The organism is Kitasatospora sp. SC0581, assembly GCF_048159585.1.
Taxonomy (GTDB): domain Bacteria; phylum Actinomycetota; class Actinomycetes; order Streptomycetales; family Streptomycetaceae; genus Kitasatospora.
In genome coordinates, this window is sequence record NZ_JBLRWA010000057.1 from 1 (window position 1) to 7,047 (window position 7,047).

Genomic DNA, 7,047 nt, shown 5'->3' on the forward strand with positions numbered 1-7,047 from the left:
CAGGCGGGCCATTTACCGTAAGTTATGTAACGCGGAACTCCATATATGGGCTATGAACTAATGACCCCGTAATTGATTACTATTAATAACTAGTCAATAATCAATGTCAACGCGTGATATCTATAACAAGAAAATATATATATAATAAGTTATCACGTAAGTAGAACATGAAATAACAATATAATTATCGTATGAGTTAAATCTTAAAAGTCACGTAAAAGATAATCATGCGTCATTTTGACTCACGCGGTCGTTATAGTTCAAAATCAGTGACACTTACCGCATTGACAAGCACGCCTCACGGGAGCTCCAAGCGGCGACTGAGATGTCCTAAATGCACAGCGACGGATTCGCGCTATTTAGAAAGAGAGAGCAATATTTCAAGAATGCATGCGTCAATTTTACGCAGACTATCTTTCTAGGGTTAATCGCGAAGCAGCGCAAAACGCCTAACCCTAAGCAGATTCTTCATGCAATTGTCGGTCAAGCCTTGCCTTGTTGTAGCTTAAATTTTGCTCGCGCACTACTCAGCGACCTCCAACACACAAGCAGGGAGCAGATACTGGCTTAACTATGCGGCATCAGAGCAGATTGTACTGAGAGTGCACCATAGGGGATCGGGAGATCTCCCGATCCGTCGACGTCAGGTGGCACTTTTCGGGGAAATGTGCGCGGAACCCCTATTTGTTTATTTTTCTAAATACATTCAAATATGTATCCGCTCATGAGACAATAACCCTGATAAATGCTTCAATAATATTGAAAAAGGAAGAGTATGAGTATTCAACATTTCCGTGTCGCCCTTATTCCCTTTTTTGCGGCATTTTGCCTTCCTGTTTTTGCTCACCCAGAAACGCTGGTGAAAGTAAAAGATGCTGAAGATCAGTTGGGTGCACGAGTGGGTTACATCGAACTGGATCTCAACAGCGGTAAGATCCTTGAGAGTTTTCGCCCCGAAGAACGTTTTCCAATGATGAGCACTTTTAAAGTTCTGCTATGTGGCGCGGTATTATCCCGTATTGACGCCGGGCAAGAGCAACTCGGTCGCCGCATACACTATTCTCAGAATGACTTGGTTGAGTACTCACCAGTCACAGAAAAGCATCTTACGGATGGCATGACAGTAAGAGAATTATGCAGTGCTGCCATAACCATGAGTGATAACACTGCGGCCAACTTACTTCTGACAACGATCGGAGGACCGAAGGAGCTAACCGCTTTTTTGCACAACATGGGGGATCATGTAACTCGCCTTGATCGTTGGGAACCGGAGCTGAATGAAGCCATACCAAACGACGAGCGTGACACCACGATGCCTGTAGCAATGGCAACAACGTTGCGCAAACTATTAACTGGCGAACTACTTACTCTAGCTTCCCGGCAACAATTAATAGACTGGATGGAGGCGGATAAAGTTGCAGGACCACTTCTGCGCTCGGCCCTTCCGGCTGGCTGGTTTATTGCTGATAAATCTGGAGCCGGTGAGCGTGGGTCTCGCGGTATCATTGCAGCACTGGGGCCAGATGGTAAGCCCTCCCGTATCGTAGTTATCTACACGACGGGGAGTCAGGCAACTATGGATGAACGAAATAGACAGATCGCTGAGATAGGTGCCTCACTGATTAAGCATTGGTAACTGTCAGACCAAGTTTACTCATATATACTTTAGATTGATTTAAAACTTCATTTTTAATTTAAAAGGATCTAGGTGAAGATCCTTTTTGATAATCTCATGACCAAAATCCCTTAACGTGAGTTTTCGTTCCACTGAGCGTCAGACCCCGTAGAAAAGATCAAAGGATCTTCTTGAGATCCTTTTTTTCTGCGCGTAATCTGCTGCTTGCAAACAAAAAAACCACCGCTACCAGCGGTGGTTTGTTTGCCGGATCAAGAGCTACCAACTCTTTTTCCGAAGGTAACTGGCTTCAGCAGAGCGCAGATACCAAATACTGTTCTTCTAGTGTAGCCGTAGTTAGGCCACCACTTCAAGAACTCTGTAGCACCGCCTACATACCTCGCTCTGCTAATCCTGTTACCAGTGGCTGCTGCCAGTGGCGATAAGTCGTGTCTTACCGGGTTGGACTCAAGACGATAGTTACCGGATAAGGCGCAGCGGTCGGGCTGAACGGGGGGTTCGTGCACACAGCCCAGCTTGGAGCGAACGACCTACACCGAACTGAGATACCTACAGCGTGAGCTATGAGAAAGCGCCACGCTTCCCGAAGGGAGAAAGGCGGACAGGTATCCGGTAAGCGGCAGGGTCGGAACAGGAGAGCGCACGAGGGAGCTTCCAGGGGGAAACGCCTGGTATCTTTATAGTCCTGTCGGGTTTCGCCACCTCTGACTTGAGCGTCGATTTTTGTGATGCTCGTCAGGGGGGCGGAGCCTATGGAAAAACGCCAGCAACGCGGCCTTTTTACGGTTCCTGGCCTTTTGCTGGCCTTTTGCTCACATGTTCTTTCCTGCGTTATCCCCTGATTCTGTGGATAACCGTATTACCGCCTTTGAGTGAGCTGATACCGCTCGCCGCAGCCGAACGACCGAGCGCAGCGAGTCAGTGAGCGAGGAAGCGGAAGAGCGCCCAATACGCAAACCGCCTCTCCCCGCGCGTTGGCCGATTCATTAATGCAGCTGGCACGACAGGTTTCCCGACTGGAAAGCGGGCAGTGAGCGCAACGCAATTAATGTGAGTTAGCTCACTCATTAGGCACCCCAGGCTTTACACTTTATGCTTCCGGCTCGTATGTTGTGTGGAATTGTGAGCGGATAACAATTTCACACAGGAAACAGCTATGACCATGATTACGCCAAGCTCTAGCTAGAGGTCGACTTAACCCTAGAAAGATAATCATATTGTGACGTACGTTAAAGATAATCATGCGTAAAATTGACGAATGTGTTTTATCGGTCTGTATATCGAGGTTTATTTATTAATTTGAATAGATATTAAGTTTTATTATATTTACACTTACATACTAATAATAAATTCAACAAACAATTTATTTATGTTTATTTATTTATTAAAAAAAAACAAAAACTCAAAATTTCTTCTATAAAGTAACAAAGTATACAGACATGATAAGATACATTGATGAGTTTGGACAAACCACAACTAGAATGCAGTGAAAAAAATGCTTTATTTGTGAAATTTGTGATGCTATTGCTTTATTTGTAACCATTATAAGCTGCAATAAACAAGTTGGGGTGGGCGAAGAACTCCAGCATGAGATCCCCGCGCTGGAGGATCATCCAGCCGGCGTCCCGGATTAGCCCTCCCACACATAACCAGAGGGCAGCAATTCACGAATCCCAACTGCCGTCGGCTGTCCATCACTGTCCTTCACTATGGCTTTGATCCCAGGATGCAGATCGAGAAGCACCTGTCGGCACCGTCCGCAGGGGCTCAAGATGCCCCTGTTCTCATTTCCGATCGCGACGATACAAGTCAGGTTGCCAGCTGCCGCAGCAGCAGCAGTGCCCAGCACCACGAGTTCTGCACAAGGTCCCCCAGTAAAATGATATACATTGACACCAGTGAAGATGCGGCCGTCGCTAGAGAGAGCTGCGCTGGCGACGCTGTAGTCTTCAGAGATGGGGATGCTGTTGATTGTAGCCGTTGCTCTTTCAATGAGGGTGGATTCTTCTTGAGACAAAGGCTTGGCCATCCCGGGAGCTTTTTGCAAAAGCCTAGGCCTCCAAAAAAGCCTCCTCACTACTTCTGGAATAGCTCAGAGGCAGAGGCGGCCTCGGCCTCTGCATAAATAAAAAAAATTAGTCAGCCATGGGGCGGAGAATGGGCGGAACTGGGCGGAGTTAGGGGCGGGATGGGCGGAGTTAGGGGCGGGACTATGGTTGCTGACTAATTGAGATGCATGCTTTGCATACTTCTGCCTGCTGGGGAGCCTGGGGACTTTCCACACCTGGTTGCTGACTAATTGAGATGCATGCTTTGCATACTTCTGCCTGCTGGGGAGCCTGGGGACTTTCCACACCCTAACTGACACACATTCCACAGAATTAATTCGCGTTAAATTTTTGTTAAATCAGCTCATTTTTTAACCAATAGGCCGAAATCGGCAAAATCCCTTATAAATCAAAAGAATAGACCGAGATAGGGTTGAGTGTTGTTCCAGTTTGGAACAAGAGTCCACTATTAAAGAACGTGGACTCCAACGTCAAAGGGCGAAAAACCGTCTATCAGGGCGATGGCCCACTACGTGAACCATCACCCTAATCAAGTTTTTTGGGGTCGAGGTGCCGTAAAGCACTAAATCGGAACCCTAAAGGGAGCCCCCGATTTAGAGCTTGACGGGGAAAGCCGGCGAACGTGGCGAGAAAGGAAGGGAAGAAAGCGAAAGGAGCGGGCGCTAGGGCGCTGGCAAGTGTAGCGGTCACGCTGCGCGTAACCACCACACCCGCCGCGCTTAATGCGCCGCTACAGGGCGCGTGGGGATACCCCCTAGAGCCCCAGCTGGTTCTTTCCGCCTCAGAAGCCATAGAGCCCACCGCATCCCCAGCATGCCTGCTATTGTCTTCCCAATCCTCCCCCTTGCTGTCCTGCCCCACCCCACCCCCCAGAATAGAATGACACCTACTCAGACAATGCGATGCAATTTCCTCATTTTATTAGGAAAGGACAGTGGGAGTGGCACCTTCCAGGGTCAAGGAAGGCACGGGGGAGGGGCAAACAACAGATGGCTGGCAACTAGAAGGCACAGTCGAGGCTGATCAGCGGGTTTAAACGGGCCCTCTAGACTCGAGTTATCAGAGAAAGGTAGACAGCAGCACCCACTCGCCGTCCTTCCGCACGTAGGCTTGTCCATCGCGTGGGGCCTCAGGGATGTAGCCGCCGGAGCCGCTTCCTAGCAGCTCGTCGGACTTTCTGATGAAGGCCAGGGACTGGTTGATCTTCTCGTTCAGCTGGGAGATAGAAGCATCAAACTCGTCACAAGGAAACACCAGAGGATCGTAGAAGTTGATGATGGGCTCGCCCTTGACGTACAAGGACTTGCCCTCTTGCTTGTTGACGTAATACAGGGTGTTGCCCACGGACACGGTGTCAACTCCCTTATTAGACACGTAGTCGCAGCCGTTGGAGAATGTCTTGATGATGCCCCGGTTTTTGTTGCTGGCGGTGCACTTGGTCTTGCCGTAGCAGGACACGATGGCGCCGAGGCTGGTGATTACGCTGGAGGACACATCGGTGCAGGAGGTCATGATCTTGCAGTCGTACTTGGGGTTGAAGATGTCCACATTGCACAGGTTGACTTCGCTTGGCAGGGTCAGGGAGTTCATGGTATCACAGAACACTCTATTGCTCTGCACCTTACAGGTCTCGGCCTGAGGGAAGAAGGACACAGATCCGGCGTTGTCGCAGTACCAGCCTCTGTCGGTTCTTGTCAGGCAGATGTTGCTGCCCTCTTTGGTATTTGTAGTACACAGAGGAGAGGTGTGCAGCTTCCAGCAAGGGGTGTCGATCACTCCGTACAGAGGCAGCTGCACCACGTAAGCCAGAAACTCTTCTTTGATGATGGACATTATGGAACAAGACTGCTGCCGCACAATCTGCACGTTGTTAGACATCAGTTTCTTCTGGTCGTTGGTGATAGGCATGTCGTTGATCAGAGACAGCAGCTCGGAGTTTGTCAGCATGTAGGTGGACACAGGGGTGGTCACGCCAGCGTTCACGGAGAACTCTCTGGTGATTTCCAGCAGCCGGTTGTTTTTCTGCTGGAATTCCATCACGGTGCAGATGTTACTGATAGAGCAGGACTGCTTGTTCACGATGGGCAGCAGCTGCTTGTCGATGTAGTTCTTCAGGTCCAGCACTTTGACGGTGAGCACAGACACGTTGTTAGACAGAGAGACCACGGCCTTGTTTGTGGACAGCAGAGCAGACTTGATCTTATTAACTTCGCCTTCCAGGTGCAGCACCTTAGACACAGCCACGCCAGAGGCACAGGCAGAGCCCACGCCAAGCAGGAAGCCCAGGAATCTTCTCTTTCTCTTCTTGGACAGGGTGACATTGGTCTTCTTGGCGTTGTTCAGGGTGTAGTTCATGAATCTAGGCAGTTCTCTCCGAGCCCGGTTGTTGGTAGCAGGTGTAGACTGCATCAGCATCTGCAGCTCGGTCACGGCGTTCTTGTACTTATCCAGCTCTTGCTTGATCAGTTTCACGCAAGCGTCGGTGCCGTTGCACTTGAACTCTTTGATGTTGGACAGTTCGATGGTGATCACGGATGTATACCAGCCGGTCCGCAGGGCGCCCAGGTAGCCCTTGGACACGGCAGAGCAGGTAGACTGGTAGAATTCCTCCGTGATGTTCTGGGAGTGCACGCCGGTAGCGGTGGCCACTAGAAATAGGATGATGCAACTCCAACCCATGGTGGCGGTACCAAGCTTAAGTTTAAACGCTAGCCAGCTTGGGTCTCCCTATAGTGAGTCGTATTAATTTCGATAAGCCAGTAAGCAGTGGGTTCTCTAGTTAGCCAGAGAGCTCTGCTTATATAGACCTCCCACCGTACACGCCTACCGCCCATTTGCGTCAATGGGGCGGAGTTGTTACGACATTTTGGAAAGTCCCGTTGATTTTGGTGCCAAAACAAACTCCCATTGACGTCAATGGGGTGGAGACTTGGAAATCCCCGTGAGTCAAACCGCTATCCACGCCCATTGATGTACTGCCAAAACCGCATCACCATGGTAATAGCGATGACTAATACGTAGATGTACTGCCAAGTAGGAAAGTCCCATAAGGTCATGTACTGGGCATAATGCCAGGCGGGCCATTTACCGTCATTGACGTCAATAGGGGGCGTACTTGGCATATGATACACTTGATGTACTGCCAAGTGGGCAGTTTACCGTAAATACTCCACCCATTGACGTCAATGGAAAGTCCCTATTGGCGTTACTATGGGAACATACGTCATTATTGACGTCAATGGGCGGGGGTCGTTGGGCGGTCAGCCAGGCGGGCCATTTACCGTAAGTTATGTAACGCGGAACTCCATATATGGGCTATGAACTAATGACCCCGTAATTGAT

The 7,047-nt window shown here is 49.5% G+C and carries 3 protein-coding genes; 1 reads left to right on the plus strand and 2 read right to left on the minus strand.

The window, feature by feature from the left end:
* Nucleotides 1–775 precede the first annotated feature (775 nt).
* The gene (locus tag ACLWS4_RS36845) at nt 776–1,636 is read left to right on the plus strand and encodes a broad-spectrum class A beta-lactamase TEM-116 (protein ID WP_000027050.1); all 861 of its coding nucleotides are present in this window, start codon (nt 776–778) and stop codon (nt 1,634–1,636) included.
* Between the two features lie 1,630 nt (nt 1,637–3,266).
* Here ACLWS4_RS36845 and ACLWS4_RS36850 read toward each other — a convergent pair.
* The gene (locus ACLWS4_RS36850; RefSeq protein ID WP_041178914.1) at nt 3,267–3,665 is read right to left on the minus strand and encodes a cytidine deaminase family protein; all 399 of its coding nucleotides are present in this window, start codon (nt 3,663–3,665) and stop codon (nt 3,267–3,269) included.
* Nucleotides 3,666–4,764: 1,099 nt separating this feature from the next.
* Entirely contained in the window at nt 4,765–6,354 is a 1,590-nt protein-coding gene (locus ACLWS4_RS36855; RefSeq protein WP_416876405.1) for a phage neck protein fibritin, read from the minus strand.
* Between the last annotated feature and the right edge of the window lie 693 nt (nt 6,355–7,047).